This is a genomic window from Gordonia soli NBRC 108243, from assembly GCF_000334455.1.
Lineage (GTDB): Bacteria > Actinomycetota > Actinomycetes > Mycobacteriales > Mycobacteriaceae > Gordonia > Gordonia soli.
On sequence record NZ_BANX01000005.1, the window covers coordinates 67390 to 81706 of the forward strand.

At 67.6% G+C, this 14317-nt stretch carries 10 protein-coding genes; 7 read left to right on the forward strand and 3 right to left on the reverse strand.

Annotated elements, in window-relative coordinates; genetic code table 11:
• Positions 1-16 precede the first annotated feature (16 nt).
• Positions 17-772, reverse strand: a complete 756-nt coding sequence (locus GS4_RS03270; protein WP_007617485.1) for a maleate cis-trans isomerase family protein — start codon at positions 770-772, stop codon at positions 17-19.
• A gap of 259 nt (positions 773-1031) precedes the next feature.
• Between GS4_RS03270 and GS4_RS03275 the strand changes: the two genes are divergently transcribed.
• The 5 genes from GS4_RS03275 to GS4_RS03295 are packed head-to-tail and all read left to right on the forward strand — an operon-like array spanning position 1032 to position 9611.
• Entirely contained in the window at positions 1032-3140 is a 2109-nt protein-coding gene (locus tag GS4_RS03275; protein WP_007617487.1) for a hydantoinase/oxoprolinase family protein, read from the forward strand.
• Positions 3141-3160: 20 nt separating this feature from the next.
• On the forward strand, positions 3161-5482 hold the full coding sequence (locus GS4_RS03280; protein ID WP_007617489.1) for a hydantoinase B/oxoprolinase family protein: 2322 nt from the start codon (positions 3161-3163) through the stop codon (positions 5480-5482).
• Entirely contained in the window at positions 5479-7233 is a 1755-nt protein-coding gene (locus tag GS4_RS03285; RefSeq protein ID WP_007617490.1) for a (2,3-dihydroxybenzoyl)adenylate synthase, read from the forward strand. Before GS4_RS03280 ends, GS4_RS03285 begins: the two co-directional genes overlap by 4 nt.
• Positions 7234-7250: 17 nt before the next feature.
• Positions 7251-8855, forward strand: a complete 1605-nt coding sequence (locus GS4_RS03290; protein WP_007617492.1) for an FAD-dependent monooxygenase — start codon at positions 7251-7253, stop codon at positions 8853-8855.
• Positions 8856-8873: 18 nt separating this feature from the next.
• A complete protein-coding gene (locus tag GS4_RS03295; RefSeq protein ID WP_007617494.1) occupies positions 8874-9611 on the forward strand; it encodes a TetR/AcrR family transcriptional regulator in 738 nt (245 codons plus the stop codon).
• Positions 9612-9877: 266 nt separating this feature from the next.
• Here the strand turns inward: GS4_RS03295 and GS4_RS03300 are convergent, their stop codons facing one another.
• Entirely contained in the window at positions 9878-10795 is a 918-nt protein-coding gene (locus GS4_RS03300; RefSeq protein WP_007617496.1) for an alpha/beta hydrolase family protein, read from the reverse strand.
• 146 nt (positions 10796-10941) lie between these two features.
• On the opposite strand from GS4_RS03300, the gene GS4_RS03305 reads away from it, so the two are divergent.
• Entirely contained in the window at positions 10942-11784 is an 843-nt protein-coding gene (locus tag GS4_RS03305; RefSeq protein WP_157226495.1) for a helix-turn-helix domain-containing protein, read from the forward strand.
• A gap of 2 nt (positions 11785-11786) precedes the next feature.
• Entirely contained in the window at positions 11787-12947 is a 1161-nt protein-coding gene (locus tag GS4_RS03310) for a low temperature requirement protein A (RefSeq protein ID WP_007617500.1), read from the forward strand.
• Between the two features lie 142 nt (positions 12948-13089).
• On the opposite strand, the gene GS4_RS03315 is transcribed toward GS4_RS03310, so the two are convergent.
• Entirely contained in the window at positions 13090-14313 is a 1224-nt protein-coding gene (locus tag GS4_RS03315; protein WP_007617501.1) for a cytochrome P450, read from the reverse strand.
• Positions 14314-14317: the final 4 nt, after the last annotated feature.

A 14317-nucleotide genomic window follows, 5' to 3' on the forward strand; every position in this document is an offset into this window, starting at 1 on the left:
CGGTGACGCGCGCCGGTCAGGCGGGCATCGACGCCAGGTCGGCGCGGAGAAGGCTGCCCGCGCCCTCGATCGCGGCGGGCAGGCCGAGACCGCGCAGGATGCTGTACGCGCCGGCGGTCGCGGCGGACAGGACCGGTATGCCGAATTCACGTTCGGCGTCGTCGACGAGTGGCAGTGACGGCATCTGCACGCAGCACGACAGCACCATGGCGTCGACTCCGGTCAGGTCGAGCGAGCGTGCGGCTCCCATCACTCGATCGCCGGGGATGCAACCGACCTCGGCGTTGTCGGCGACCTCGAGTGCGCGCCAGTCGTGCACGTCGAATCCCTCGGCTTCGAGGTACTCGACGACCTTCTCGGCGAGAGGCCGCAGGTAGGGCGTGACGATGGCGATCCGTTTCGCGTCCAGTGCACGTAGTCCCTCGACGAGCGCGCCGGCGCTGGACCGGATGATCGCCTCCGAGCCGCCGGTGGCCAGCTGTTCGGCCACCGCGCTCTCGGCGCGCTGATGCTCGCCGGGGCCGCCGACCATCAGCGCGACCAGGCACGCGTAGAGGATCGCGTCGGGCGCGGCGTCGGCGATCTCCATGACGCATCGCTCGCGCTGTGCGTTCATCGCCGCGAGTTGCTCGGGCGACACCGTGTGCATGCGCATCCGGGTCGAGTGGAACGAGAACTGCGACGTGGGGTGCCGGTGGAGGAGGGCAGGCATCTCCGTCTCGACGGTGACATTCGAGCTCGGTACCACAAGCCCGATGCGATGGATACCCATCCGTGGTCCTTTCCGTGGCGGTCGCGACGCCGATCGACGCAACATTGACGCTGATGATGATTATTCGACGTCAATGCTGATCCGTCAAGGTCGGTGCCGAGCAGCGGCTGAACTGGGCAGATGTTGATGCGGGCGGCACAATTGGGTGATCGGCTTCACATTTGACGCTTGACAGCTGATCGCACACGTCGAATACTCAACGCCAGCGTCAAACAACGTGGAGGGCTGCGCGGCCCGGAGAACGAAGGAGTACCTGGCCATGGCTTACGTGATCGGTGTGGACGTCGGTGGGACGTTCACCGATGCCGTCCTCGACGACGGCGACGGACTGGTGGTGGCCGGCAAGGCGCCGTCGACTCCCCCGGACTACTCACAGGGTGTGATGGACGTCCTCGGCGTACTCGCCGACCAACTCGGGCAGTCGCTCGACGACATGCTCGCCGCGACCCATCACATCGCGCACGGCACCACGTCGTCGCTCAATGCGCTGGTGATGAACAAGGTGCCCGACGTCGGGTTCCTCACCACCAAGGGCCATCGCGACTCGATCTACATCATGAACGTGGAGGGCCGCTACCTCGGCCGGTCGCCGGAGCAGCTCCAGAACGTGATGGCGCAGAGCAAGTCCCACGGTCTGGTGCACAAGCGGCACGCGCTGGAGGTGACCGAACGTATCGATCGTGACGGTCGGGTCGTCGTCGCACTCGACGAGGACGAGGTCCGGGTGGCGGTCCGGTCGCTGCTGGATCAGGGCATCACCGCCATCGCCGTCTCGCTGCTGTGGTCCTTCCGCAACCCCGCCCACGAGCAGCGCATCCGGGAGATCGTCCAGGAGATCGATCCGACGGTCTTCGTCGCACTGTCCAGTGAGGTCAGCCCGCGTATCCGTGAGTTCGCCCGCAACGCGACCACCATCATGAGCACCCAGATCGGTCCCGGCCTGCGCGATTACCTCGGCGAGCTCGAGGGGCAACTCCGCGAGCACCGACTGTCGGGCCCGCTGCTGGTGATGCAGAGCAACGGCGGCGCGGTCGCGGCTGCCGAGGCGCCCGGCAACGCCATCTCGACGGTCGGCTCGGTGCTGACCGGTGGCGTCGTCGGTTCGGTCTCGCTGGGCCGACAGCTCGGTCACGAGAACATCATCGCCACCGATGCCGGCGGCACCACCTTCCTGGTGGGCCTGATCGTCGACGGTGAGCCGGTGCGGTCGTCGACGACGATCATCAACCACCACCCGATCAACGTCCCCACCCTCGAGGTGCACGCGATCGGCGCCGGCGGCGGCGCCATCGCCTGGCTGGACGCCGGCGGGAACCTGCAGATCGGCCCACACAGCGCGCAAGCCGTACCCGGGCCGGCCTGTTACGGCCAGGGCGGCACCGAACCCACCAACACCGACGCGAATCTCGTCCTGGGCATCCTCCCCGAACGAGGACTGCTCGGCGGGCGCAAGGCGCTCGACGTCCAACTCGCGCGCGAGGCCATCCGCACCCGGATCGCCGAACCGCTCGGTCTGTCCATCGAGGACGCGGCCGCGGCCATCTTCGCGGTGCAGAACGCGCAGACCGGCGACCTGCTCCGCAAGACAGTGGTGGAGGCCGGACACGATCCGCGCAGCTTCATCGTCTACGCGTTCGGCGGGTCGGGTCCCTCGCACTGCGGTCTGTACGCACAGGAGATCGGCGTCTCACGCGTCGTCGTGCCCCTCGGCCAGGTCGCCTCGGCGTTCTCCGCCTACGGGCTCGCATCCTCCGACATCGTTCTCGCCAAGGAACTCTCGGACCCCGCGGCGATGCCGCTGGATCCGGCCCGGGTCGAGGAGAACTTCAAGATCCTCGAAGAGCAGGTCCGCGGTCAGCTCGACCGACAGGGACTCACCTTCGCGTCGGTGCAGATCGAGCGTGAGATCGACATGCGCTACACGATGCAGCTGGCCGAGGTGGCCACCCCGCTGCCCGAGGGATCGCTGACCTCCACCGAGATCGCCGCCGCCGGTGAGACCTTCGAGAACCGGTACGCCGAGTTGTACGGCAAGGACAGCGGATTCCGGGAGGCGGGCATCCAAGCGATCACCTACCGCGTCCGCGGGACCGGCGTGCTGCCGTTCTCGCCGGAGCTGCCCGAGCTCGCGGTCGCCGACTCCCCGGACGCGAGCGCCGCGCGGGTCGGCGTCCGAAAGGTGTGCCTCGACGGACGCCGCGGATTCGTCGACACCGACATCTACGACTACGCCGGACTGCGTGCGGGCCACGTGGTGCGGGGGCCGGCCGTCATCGAGGTCCCGACCACCACCGTCGTCGTCCCCCACGACACCACCGGTGAGATCGACCGCCTCGGCAACCTCACCATCACCGTCGACCAGGCCTGAGCCACAGGAGAATTCGCACCATGACCGCACCCATTCCCGGCTCCGAGGTCTTCTCGAGCCGACCGATCGACCCCGACGCACTGGCCCGAACGCTGCCGCCGTCGGTGCCTGTCCACACCGTCACGCAGGAACAGATCGACGCCCTGGACCCACTGACCTACGAGGTCATCCGACATCGGCTGTGGTCGGTGACCGACGAGATGGGCGAGGCGCTCAAGCGGATGTCGGGCTCGCCGATCGTCACCGACGCCAACGACTTCGACTTCGCGATCAGCGACGAGATCGGTCAGGAGGTGCAGGTCGGTCTCTACAACACGATGCTCGTCGGCGCCGTCGACCTCGCGATCTACTGGACGCTGCAGAACCGCTCCACCAACCCCGGGATCCGCGAAGGGGACATGTTCCTCTGCAACGACCCCTGGGTCGGCGGTGGACTGCACCAGAGCGACGTCATCGTCTACCAGCCGGTCTTCTACGACGGCAAGCTCTTCGCGTGGACCAGCGCGATCTGCCACGAACCCGATCTCGGCGGATCCGGTCTCGGCTCCTTCGACCCGGCCGCGAAAGACGTGTTCTCCGAATCGTTGCCGACACCGCCGATCAAGGTGGTCCGTGACTTCGAACTCCAGCGCGACGTCGCCGACGTATGGGTGCGGCGCTCACGGGTGCCGATGCTGGTCGGCCTCGACCTGCGCGCCAAGATCGGTGCCAACAGCGTCGGCCGCAACCGGATGCTGGCCGTCATCGAGCAGTACGGGGCCGACACGGTCAAGGCCGTGATGAAGCGCATGATGTCCGATGCCGAGAGTCGGTTGCGCGCCAAGCTCACCGATCTCCCGGACGGGACCTGGCATGCGACCGGATACCAGGACCAGGCGCAGGTCGGTGACCGCGAGGTCCACAAGATCACCGTGGCGATGACCAAGAAGGACGACCACCTCTCGTTCGACTTCACCGGTACCGACCCGCAGACCGGCGTCATCAACTGCACCTACGCCGGTATGCGCGGCGGCGTGATGCTCGCGCTGCTACCGATCCTCGCCGGTGACATCCCATGGTCGGCAGGCGGTCTCATGCGCTGCTTCGACCTCGTCGCCGAAGAGGGCACGATCAACAATGCGACCTTCCCGGCCGCAGTGAGTCGCGGTCCGATCGGTCCGGCCTGGTTGACCGGCAACCTGATCGCCGAATGTTTGGCGCAGATGTTGGACCGCCACCTCGAGTTCGGCAAGAACGTCCAGGCCTCCTGCTGCGGGACCTGGGACACCGCGGTGGTCGCCGGCCTCGACGAGCGCGGCGAGCAGCCGGTGCCGTTCCTGAACATCATGATGGAGCCGATGGCCGGCGGGTACGGCGCCCGGCCGGTCGCGGACGGCATGGACACGGGCGGTCTGTTCTGCATCCCGATGGGTCGGGTCCCCGACACCGAGATGACGGAGTTCCTCTACCCGCTGCTCACCCTGTGGCGGCGTGAGGAGCCCGACTCCGGTGGGCCCGGCCGACATCGCGGCGGTGTCAGCGCATCGCTGGCGGTGACCCCGTACGGCACCAGTCTCCCGATGGGGCTCATCTTCGCATCGGCGGGCAAGGCGGTCGCCCAGAACTCCGGTCTGGCGGGTGGCCTGCCCGGGAACACCGGACTGGAGATCCTGGCACGCGAATCGGGCGTGCAGGAACTGTTGACGCAGGGCACCATTCCCGGATCGATGGACGATCTGGGCGGCACCAAGGAAATCGGTGCGTGCTACGCCGAGAGCTACCTGGCGCCGGGCGAGGTGCTCTACATGCACTGGCAGGGCGGTGGTGGCTACGGCGATCCGCTCCGTCGTGACCCGGAGGCCGTCGTCGACGACGTGCGCAACGGCAAGGTGACCGCGGCCGGTGCCGAACTCGGATACGGCGTGGTCGTCGCCGACGGTCAACTCGACGCGGCCGGGACCGACGAACGTCGGTCGGCGATCCGCGACGAGCGGCGCACGCGCTCGGAGATCCCGACCACCCAGGAGTCGACCCTGGACCTGGCCGCCGCGCGTCGACTCGACGACAACCTCGTCGAGGTGACGATCGGCGACTCCCGTGCGGTCGGTTGCGCTCACTGCGGACGCCTGTTGGGCGACAGCAGGTCCGGGCGACTCGATCTGGCCAGGTTCGAGGGGCCGACGAGCGCCGCGGGACCGCAGGTGACCTCCGATCCGGGTGAGTACGTGGACACCCCGGTGGTGTTCCGGCAGCAGTGCTGCCCGGGATGCTGGACGGCGATCTATTCGGGCATCGTTCCGGCCGATCACCCCGATCACGTCGCCGAACTGGCCCAGTTGTTGCCCGCGGTGGCCGGTCGATGACCATGGCACCTCCGGCCGGCCGATCACGATGGGGTGATCGGCTGGTCGGGTACCCCGACGACCGCGCGCAGCGGTATCGGCGATCTGGTGTCTGGACGGATCGGCCGCTCGCGGATCGGTTGCAGGAGTCGGTCGAACGGTTCGCCGACCGCCGGGCCGTGGTCACCGATGTCGCGTCGATCACGTACGCCGAGTTGGGTGTCCGTACCGATCAGATCGCCGCGGGATTGCTCGATCTCGGACTCACCCCCGGGGATCCGGTGCTGTTCCAGTCCACCAACCGGATGGAGACGGTGCTCGCCTGGTACGGCTGCATCAAGGCCGGGCTGGTACCGGTGGCCACGCTCGCAGCCCATCGTGGGCACGAGATCGGACACATCTCGCGGGCGGTCGGCGCCGTCGGGCACGTCGTCGAGGCCGGTCTGTCGTTCGACCTCGTCGACTTCGCCCGCGACCAGTCCGCCGGACACCCGACGCTGCGCGCAATCTTCACCATCGGCGCGACCCCGACCGGCGAGGATGCACCCGGCGGTGTCATCGCCGCGATCGAGACGCTCGGCGCCGACATCGCGCCGGCGTCGGCTCGAGAGCGTGTCGTGGCGGTACAGGCGGCCATCGACCCGATGGACGTGGTCGCCTTCCAGTTGTCGGGTGGCACCACCGGCGTCCCGAAGGTGATCCCGCGTCTGCACGTCGAGTACTGGGACAACGCGCTGTTGTACGCGCGTCGGCTGCAATGGGATCCCGAGACGCGGGTCGCCCACCTGATCCCGATCATCCACAACGCGGGTATCTCCTGCGGGCTGCACGCGGCTCATTCCGTGGGGGCCTGCCTGGTGTTGGCGACCGCCGACGTCGGTCCGGCGTTCCGGCTGATGGAACGCGAACGGGCCACCGACGTGTTGATCGGACACGGTCACTATCAAGCCGTGGCCGGACCGGAATTCGACCGCGTGGCACCACATCTGCGGACCATCGTGCTGTCCGGCGCCAAGGTCTCCCCGGAACTGTTCGCGCGGGCCTGCGGTGAGCATCGTTGGGTCGGGCAGCTCTTCGGCATGTCGGAGGGACTGTTCACCGTCTCGCCCCGCTCGGCACCTCGTGGCGCGCGGCTGATGACGGTCGGCACACCGGTGGCCGGTGACGACGAGATCCGGATCCTCGATCCGGGTACCGAGTCGGAGCTGGCGGACGGATCGGTCGGCGAACTCTGCTGCCGCGGTCCGTACACCATCCGTGGGTATTTCGATGCCACAGAGCACAATCGGTCGGCGTTCACCTCGGACGGCTTCTACCGCACGGGTGACCTGGCGGCGATGGTCGACATCGACGGCGTCCGCTACCTGTCCATCGAGGGGCGGATCAAAGACCTGATCAACCGTGGCGGCGAGAAGATCAACGCCGAGGAGGTCGAGCAACTGCTCGTGTCGCATCCCGGCGTGGCCAATGCCGCCGTCGTCGCGATGCCCGATCCGCGGCTCGGTGAGCGCACCTGCGCCTACCTGGTCTCGGTCGACGGGACACCGCTGACCATGGCGCAGGTGCAGTCGCACCTGGATGCGCTCGGCGTGGCCAAGTTCAAGTGGCCGGAGCGACTCGAATGGCTTCCGGCACTGCCGCAGACCAACGTCGGGAAGATCGACAAAAAGCGACTCCGCGCCGACGTCGTGGCCAAACTCGCCCCCGATGCCGGGCCCGACGTCGACGGCACTGCCACCACCGCCTCGACGGCCGCTCGCTCGGGCACCTGATCAGTGAGGAAGAAACCATGAAACCCAGTCGCATCGCCGTTCTCGGCGGCGGCCCGGGCGGGCTCTACGCCGCCCGACTGTTGAAGATGAGCCATCCGGACGCCGACGTCACCGTGTACGAGCAGGGCTCTCCCGAGACGACTTTCGGATTCGGCGTCGGACTTGCCTCGCGCACTCAACGCAACCTGCGCGACGCCGACCCCGATTCACTCGACGCGATCGTCGCCGTCTCCCATCCCCACGAGATGTCCATGCGGGTCGGCGATTCCACGGCGCGCTTGTCGCACGGCGAGTTGCTCGCCATCGCCCGGACCACCCTGCTCGAAGTACTCCAGCAGCACGCGGCGGCCGCCGGTGTACGCCTCGAATTCGGTACCCGAATGACCGTGCGGGATGTCGACGCCGATCTGGTCATCGCGGCCGACGGGGTCAACAGCGCGACGCGTAACGAGTTCGCCGACCGACTCGCTCCGCAGATCTCCACCGGCGCCGGTCTCTACCTCTGGTGCGGAACCGACTTCGCCCTGCCGAGCGCGGTGTTCACCCCGGTGACCACCGAGCACGGCACCTTCGTCGCGCACGCCTACCCGTACGCGTCCGATCGCAGCACCTTCCTGATCGAGACCGACGAGACGACCTGGCGGAAGGCCGGTTTCGACGAGTCGACTGAGGCCACCGGCCCGACCGAGAGCGACGACGTCGCCCTCTCCTATCTGCAGGAAGCCTTCGCCGACACCCTCGACGGGCATCGACTGATCGGTAACCGGACCCGCTGGATGCGCTTCCGCACCGTCACCTGTGAGCGTTGGCACGCCGGCAACGTGGTGCTGCTCGGCGACGCCGCGCACACCGCCCACTACTCCATCGGCTCAGGCACCAAGCTCGCGATGGAGGATGCCATCGCGTTGGATCGCGCAGTGCGCGAGGCCGACACACTTGGCGAGGCGTTGTCGGCGTACGAGGTCGAACGTCGCCCCGGCGTCGAGTACCTGCAATCGATCGCGTCGCGCAGCGAGCTGTGGTGGGAGTCGTTTCCCACCCGGACCGACATCGGCGTCGACCAGCTCATGATCGCGTACATGACCAGGGCCGGAAAGGTCAGCCTGGAGCGGTTCGCGGCGTCGGCGCCGGAGGTGGCGATGCGTGGTCTCGCCGGCTACGCGGGTGTCGATCCGGGGTCGGTCCCGGCCGGCGGCATCGCGGATTGGGTGCTGCGACAGCCATTGGTGCGCAATGGACGTCACTTCCCGACGCGAACGGCGCCGACGGAGCTCCGTGATGCCGCCGGCACCAGGGTCGTCGCGGTCGATCTGCGATCGGTGTGGGGGGTCGATGCCGACGAGCTGATCGCGTCGGCCGTGGGTGACGATGTGGTCTGGTTGACCGGTGCCGCCGACCGTACCGCGGTGCTGACCCGACTCGACCTCGGCGAGCGTGTCCGGCGGGAGACCGGTGCCGTGGTGGTCGTCGACGCTCCGGCAGAGTTCTCCGGCGACCTCGTCGCCGGGCTGGCCGCACTTCGCGCCGATCTGGTGTCGGTGTCGGACGGCGGCACCCCGGAGAGCGCCGTCGCGGAGGTCGGAGACGACACGTCGGCGGTACCGCGTACCGCCGCGGTCTGACGCAACTATCCTTCGCCTATGACCAGCTCGACGCCGGAGGTGCCGTCGTCCCCAGCGACCGGACGCGGGGGACGCAGCAACTCTCGGCGCGAGCTGGTCGAGCGCGAGATCATGGAGCAGGCGACGCGTCTGTTCGCCGAACGTGGGCTGGCCGGCACGACCCTGCAGGACATCGCCGATGCCACCGGACTCACCCGCCCCGCGCTCTACCACTACGTCGCGAACAAGGACGAGCTGTTCGCCCGCCTCGTCAGCGAGATCGCCGAAGAGCCCGCGGTGTTGCTGCACGAGATCAACGAGCGGACCGATCTGGACCCGGTCGGCAAGCTCCACGCGATGGCGACGGCCATCGCGGTGCACCAGACCCAGACCCTCGATCGCTTCCGGCTCTTGATCCGGTCCGAGGCCGAACTACCGGCACCGCTGGCGGACACCTACCGACAGAGTCGGCGTCGCGTGCTCAAGGAGTTCGTGACCGTCATCGACGACGGGATCGCGCAGGGGCGCTTCCGGGCCGCGGACTCGCGGGTGTCGGCGTTGGGCATCATCGGGATGCTGAACTGGATCGCCTGGTGGCACCGCCCCGGCGAGGCCGAGGCCGATCGTGCCGTCGCCCGCCAGCTCGCGGACATGTCCGTGAACTCGGTCCTCGACCCGGACGCCGACGACGCGCAACCCGGCCACGATCGCGTGATCGCGCAGATGCGCCAGAACCTCGACTATCTCGAGCGCGAGCTCAACCCCCATCGCCGTTGACGCGGGGTCCGGTCGCCTGGCCTCGCCGTCCGCGCCCGATCCGTGCGACGTCTCCCGAACCCACCGAGACCGACTCGAGTGTCCCGGATTCGTCGGGTGGCCTGGCGGCTACCTGAATGCGGGTGGGTCCATCCGTGCCGGGCTTGTTGATGCCGAGGCTTTCTCCCAGGTGAGATCGACACTTGATCTCTCGCGAACTGGGGCGCGGCGACTGCCCATCCTGGCCGCAGGGCCCGACCCCGGAGTGCGGGGTCGGGCAGGGGCGGCTACTTGAGGTGCTTGTCGAACCAGTCGATGGGGATCTCCGGGTGCACGCCGAAGAAGTTGTAGCCGTCGAATCGCCGGTCGGTGCCCTCGATCCAATAGAGTTCCTTCTCCTCCACAGGCAGAGCATCGAAGATCGACTGGACGTCGTCGGGACGGGTCATGGCGTCGTCGTGGACCTGAGCGACGAGAGTCGGGACGTCGATGTTGCCGACGTATCGGGCAGGGGCTTGCTCGTCGAGGTGGAAGCCGGTCCGCTCCTGTACGGCACGGTCGAACTTCTCGAAGCCGTTCGCGATGCCGAGACCGTCGACGAACGTCTCGACGATCGGCCGCGCGGACACAGGCTGGAGCATCACGAGGGCCTGCACGTCGGCGAACTCCTCGGGGTGCTTGTGCCAGCCCACGGCTGTGGAGTCAGCTCCCAGGCACACCGACAGCAGCACCTTCTTCATGGATGCGGTGTCGGGGCGCGCGGCAGCGTAGCGCAGTGAGCCGATGACGTCGCGGTACTCGAGCAGGCCGATACCGGTGATGCCCCCGTTCGCCTGGCTGCTGAGGCCATGGTTGCGGATGTCGTAGGCGAGGATGTTGTAGCCGGCGTCGTGCAGGGCCTTGTACTCGGGCAGGAAGTTGATCTCGAATCCGCCGAATCCGCCGAACTCGGGCAGATGGCCGGGATATCCGTACCGGTTGCCGGGTAGGAAGTGGTTGTGGATCACGAGGCGGTCGGAGTCGGCCGGGATGAACCAGCCCTCCAGCGGAACCCCGTCCTGGGAGGGGAAGGTGACGTCCTCGTAGTCGAGTCCGACCTCGTCGGGTCGCCGCAGAACTGGGGCGCGCCGACCTGCGGTGGTGCCGGTGGTCCACAACGACACGAAGTTGTCGAACGCTGCCTGGGCCTTGTCCTGATCGGGCATGGTGATCTCCTCACGTCACGGGTGCGTGCGATCTGCAGTCCACGGTGCCAGCGCCGAGTGACGGCGGGAAGGGTCCTGTTGTCATAGGACAGATCTGTCCCCCTGTCCTTGCCCGCCTGGACCTGACAAGATCTCCTCTTGTGAGTGTGATCGGTGCTGGTGACGAGCTCGGCCGCTTTCTGCGCGCACGGCGGGCGGAGTTGTCTCCCACTGACGTAGGTCTCCCCGAATCACTGGGTGTCCGCCGCCGTGTCCAGGGACTCCGACGTGAAGAGGTGGCCCAGCTTGCCGGGATCAGCACCGACTACTACTCGCGCATCGAACAGGGGCGCCGCACACCCCCATGGGGCACGCTCGATGCCATAAGCCGGGGACTGCGTATCGACGAGGCGGGCCGCAACTACGTGTTCGCTCTCATCTCCGCCGACGCTGCGCCGCCGCGGCAGCGGCGGGCCCAGCGAGTTCCCGCTCACCTCCAACGGGTACTCGACGACCTCCATCTGGTGCCCGCGGTCATCCTCGGCCGCAGGATGGACATTCTCGCCTGGAATCGGCTAGCGGCCGTGGTGATCACCGACTTCGATGCTCTTCCGTCGCGGCGACGCAACTGGGTGCACCTCACCTTCACCAGCAGTGCTGTGCGCGCGCTCTACCCGGACTGGCCCACCGTGGCACGACAATGTGTCGCACAGCTGCACCTGGAGGCTGGACGTAACCCTCACGACCGGCAGCTGACCGAGCTCGTCGGCGAGCTCTCTGTTCTCGACCCCGATTTCCGACGCTGGTGGAGCGATCACCACGTCGCCCTCCGCACCAGAGGAACCAAACGCCTGCTGCATCCCGCTGTCGGCGAACTCATCCTGGACTGGGACACCGTCATCTGGTCAGGCGATCCCGAACTACAACTCATCTCCTGGACTGCGGAATCCGGAACACCCACGTACGACCGCCTGAACCAACTGGCTGCCCATCGACCTGACGAGAGATGACGATGCCTCACGCCTACCTGTCACCGATGCGACCCCGTGATCCCGACGAGAACGGACGCACCGCAAGCACCCTCGAGCTGTTCTTCGACCTCGTCTTCGTCGTCGCGGTCAGCATCGCCGCGGTGCAACTCCATCACGCCCTCACCGACGGACACATCGTCGACGGTCTGACCGCCTACGCGATCGTCTTCTTCGGCATCTGGTGGGCCTGGATGAACTTCACCTGGTTCGCAACATCATTCGCCACCGACGACTGGCTCTACCGTGTGTTGACCTTCGTACAGATGGCCGGAGTGCTCGTTCTGGCCGCCGGGATCGAGCCCGCCTTCACCGAACGAGACTTCGCACTGCTCGTCGCAGGTTACGTACTCATGCGTGTGGCCATGGTCGCCCAATGGCTCCGCGCCTCGCGCGGGGCCGATCAACCGCGCCGCCGTACCACTCAGATCTACGCCGCGGGTATCGCCACCGTTCAGGCGCTCTGGCTGGTCTGGCTGCTCGTGTCCGGCACGATGGCCACTGTCGGGCTGATCGCACTCGTCGCCGCCGAACTCGCCGTCCCGATCATCGCCGAACGCCGAGGCGGCACACCCTGGCATCCCCATCACATCACCGAACGGTACGGACTGTTCACCCTCATCCTGTTGGGCGAAAGTCTGCTCGCCTCGACCAACGCCATCATCGAAGCCCTCCGGCGTGACGATCAGGCGATCGCACCGCTGGTCTCGATCGCCATATTGACGTTCATCGTCACCGCCGCGTTGTGGTGGATCTATTTCTGGCCTCCCCACCACACCGCCATCAGGACGTTCGCCACCTCACTTCGCTATGGCTATGTGCACTACTTCGTCTTCGCTGCCGCCGGTGCTCTGTCGGCCGGAATCGAGGTCGAGATCGACGCGCTGACCCACCACAGCGAACTCACCGACATCCAGGCGTCCTACACGGTCACCATCCCCATCGCCGTGTTCATCCTCGGTATCTGGTGGATTGCCATCCGCGACAACGCCGACCGCGTCGTCAACACCGCGTTGCCGGTCGGCGCCGTCCTCGTGCTACTGGACCCGATCGTCCCCATCCCGGTCACTCTCACAACGGTCATCCTCGTCGCGATCGTGGTCGTCCTCGTCGTCCGAACACCCAGACCGACCACCCGTAGCTGACCCGCACCCCTCACTCCGAACGCGACGAGCAGGTGTGGTCCGACACGTGCACGTGAACCCGGACACGCGGCGCGGCGGGCGTCCGGGCAGATGTGAGCTGCGGCCGCATCGCTCAGCCAGTTCGCCGATCTGGATCGGACCCTCAGCGATCCCAGCGGGTGTGGATCTCGGCCGCCCCGCGGAACATCCAGCCCATGGGCGCAGGCGGCATGTCGGGATCGAGTCGGATCGACGGCGCCGCGGCGAACAACTCCTCCAGCGCGATCCGCGCGGCCTGCGGCGCGAAGGCACTGCCCACGCAACTGTGCCGGCCGACCCCGAAGGCGAGGTGCGGGTGCCGGTCGCGATCGAGGTCGAAGCTCAGCGAATCGGCGAACTCGGCCTCGTCGACGTTGGCCGAGCCGTAGATGAGCCACACGTGGTCGCCCTCCGCGATCTGCTGATCGCCGACGGTCACGTCGTGGGCGGCGGTGCGCGACGCACCGCCGTACAGCGGACTCATCCATCGGATGCCCTCGGCGACAGCCTTGTTGAGTACTCGGGGCTCGGCGATGACGCGCGCGGCCTGCTCCGGCCGCGACATCAGCCCGAGGAAGGTGACGCCGCACGCGTGGCCGGGCTCCTGGAGTCCGCCGAGGAACATCAGCAGAACCGTCGGCAGCACGTACTCGACCTCGCGGAGTTCGCCTTCCGGCATCCCGTTACGGAACAGCTTGCCGGCGCGTTCGGCGCCCGGTGTCCGCGCCTCGCGTTCGCGGACGCCCTCCAGGTAGGCGCGCACCTCGGCTCGGACGCCATCTGCGCCGTCGAAGCCGTGGGGGTCGGCGAATCCGCCGGTCTCGTCGGGTGTGTTGACCGTGGCCGCCGCCAGCGTGTGGAACCACCGACGGAGCGTGTCCGAGTCGAGGTCGGAGAAGCCCAGTGAATCCGCCACGGCCAGGACGCTGACCGGCTCGAAGTAGTCGGTCATCAGCTCGGCCGAGCCGCGGTCGATGATCTGCTGGACGTGATCGCGGGCGAGCGGCCGGATGTGCGACTCGAGGCGATCCTTGAAACTGCGTGGGCTGAGCTGTTCCGACACCGCGGTGCGGAGGTCCTGATGTACATCGCCCTCGGCACCCAACATCAACGGCTGCCCGAACAACCGGGCCTCCATCGCGTTCGTCCCGCCTCGGAAGTTCTCCGCGTCCATCGCGATGGCGCGGCAGTGTTCCCAACTCGTCACCGCCCACCCGTGCAACGCCGGAATCCAGGTGACCGGCGCGGTATCGCGCAGACGGCGGAAGACGGTGTCGGTGTCGGAGTTCAGCGTTTCGACGCTGAGGCCGGCGATCCACTCGGCAGAGTCGGTGGTGATGGTGTCCATGGGG